The sequence below is a fragment of the Labrenzia sp. C1B70 genome (genome assembly GCF_000475395.1).
GTDB classification, from domain to species: Bacteria; Pseudomonadota; Alphaproteobacteria; order Rhizobiales; family Stappiaceae; genus Roseibium; species Roseibium algicola.
This window is the reverse complement of sequence record NZ_AXCE01000038.1, coordinates 1-1,185: the sequence shown is the minus strand read 5'-3', so window position 1 is coordinate 1,185 and position 1,185 is coordinate 1. Positions and strand designations below refer to the sequence as shown.

Below are 1,185 nucleotides of genomic sequence, written 5' to 3'. Positions count from 1 at the left end.
GGGGGACAGCCGCCGCTTACACTTACGCCACGATTTCGCGTCCAAGCTTCTGCGTGCAACCCGGGACCTTGCCCTGGTCAAGAATGCGCTGAAGCATGCTGATATCTCCTCGACGGTTCGATATGCGCATGTGCTTGACGAGGATGTGCGAGAGGGGTTGGAGGCGTTAAATCACCGAAGGCCAGAAACTTTTGAGAGGAAAGTAAAAATCTGATCGAGCTGTATCAGCAATTCCCGATTTCGGGCCAAGCTCATCGACTGCTTTCGGGAAGTTTCCGGCCTTTTGCTACCGTCCATCCGCCCCCTTTTCGCTCCGGTGCAGCCAATCGAAAGAGACATATGTTGCATCAGCGAAGTCCGTTGGCCGCCAAATGCCGGCTATGCGGGACATTGTTGCCGTTCACCTACCGTTCTACAACCACAACCCAACTTTCAATGCAGAGTTCAACCATGTAGTCAGAATGCGAAATTGAAAGAAGGAGGAAACAGTATGGACGTAAAGTCCTCGCAAGCGACAGGCAACGCAGCGATGCACTATGTGGGATGGCAGTTGTCTCGGCGTGGTTGGAATGTGATGCCAACTGCACGAAATGCGAAAGGTAGCGATCTGTTTTGTGCCAATGACGATGAGTCGATCATTTTCGGCGTCCAAAGCAAGGGGTTATCAAAGCGAGATCCCGTAGGGTTGGGGGGGAACCTAAGTAATCTTCGTTCAGAATGGTGGGTTATAACTATTAAGGCCAAACAAGATAAACCTGTCAGTTACATTATGCGCTTAAAAGAAGTTATGGCGCTTTGTCACCGAAGTGACCCAGCAAAAAGCAAGACAGGAGCAATCTCACATTGGCTTCAGCCGTCTGCATATGACAAACCTGAGTTCCGTGAGGCGTGGCACCGGCTGGAAGAACGATGAGCGACTTTACCTTTAATGAAATTATTGTACGCCGAGGCACCGATTTGAGCAAATGCCGGATCGTTCGCCACGGCACAGACGCTTTGAAAGAGTGGCGGCATTCACGCGAACGGCTTGAGCACTACTTGGGCTATCAAAGGATCAATCGAAGCCCATATCGTGATGCAGACATTGCATTTCAGTTTGTTCCAGTTGGTAGCACATGGGCGCTATTTGTCGGTGCCTACCGGATTCTTGGTATGTGGCGTTTTCCGTAAGCGCTCATTTCCCTG

3 protein-coding genes are annotated in these 1,185 nt (G+C 50.8%); all 3 read left to right on the top strand.

The window, feature by feature from the left end:
- The coding region (locus tag Q666_RS65720; RefSeq protein WP_031269582.1) for a tyrosine-type recombinase/integrase at positions 1–214 on the top strand (214 nt) is incomplete at its 5' end.
- A gap of 276 nt (positions 215–490) precedes the next feature.
- Positions 491–913 carry a hypothetical protein gene (locus Q666_RS65715; RefSeq protein ID WP_081713358.1) on the top strand — a complete coding sequence of 141 codons (423 nt, stop codon included), beginning with the start codon at positions 491–493 and terminating at the stop codon, positions 911–913.
- Positions 910–1,170 carry a hypothetical protein gene (locus Q666_RS66080; RefSeq protein WP_152533438.1) on the top strand — a complete coding sequence of 87 codons (261 nt, stop codon included), beginning with the start codon at positions 910–912 and terminating at the stop codon, positions 1,168–1,170. Before Q666_RS65715 ends, Q666_RS66080 begins: the two co-directional genes overlap by 4 nt.
- Positions 1,171–1,185 lie beyond the last annotated feature (15 nt).

Excerpts from the sequence above, each read along its gene's own strand:
- Q666_RS65715 (WP_081713358.1), top strand. The coding sequence starts at position 491 with ATGGACGTAAAGTCCTCGCAAGCGACAGGCAACGCAGCGATGCACTAT.
- Q666_RS66080 (WP_152533438.1), top strand. The coding sequence starts at position 910 with ATGAGCGACTTTACCTTTAATGAAATTATTGTACGCCGAGGCACCGAT.